Source organism: Pseudomonas sp. PME37.24/006, assembly GCF_055556635.1.
In genome coordinates this window covers 1-322 of record NZ_JBVHNL010000029.1, presented here as the reverse complement: position 1 = coordinate 322, position 322 = coordinate 1, and the positions used below count along the sequence as shown (strand labels likewise).

The 322-nt window shown below is 71.1% G+C and carries 1 protein-coding gene; it reads right to left on the bottom strand.

Annotated features, from left to right (window positions below):
- Nucleotides 1–293 (bottom strand): FAD-binding protein (locus tag ACZ3GY_RS23720; RefSeq protein WP_465912180.1); only part of this gene is annotated, 293 nt, incomplete at its 3' end.
- Between the last annotated feature and the right edge of the window lie 29 nt (nucleotides 294–322).

Below are 322 nucleotides of genomic sequence, written 5' to 3'. Positions count from 1 at the left end.
AGACGCACGAGCACCACATCCGCGAGGTCGGTGTCGGCGAGCGCCGCAGCGCCGTGCCCGGTGGATTGCGGAGCAACACGCAGGCCCGCGGCCGTAGCCGCGCGGACGACGGCGACGACCTCTTCGGCCGACTCGGGCGTGACGACGGCGAACGGGCGCTGGTCGATGGCGACGTTCCACGGCGTGCGGACGACGTCGTAGTCGGGGTCGCTCGCGAGCACGACGCGCGAGCCGAGCGCATCGCGCAGTTTCGCGGCGCGTTCGTCGAGGGTGGATTCCGTGGTGGATGACATGGTGTGGACCGTTCTCTCGGGTGGGTGAC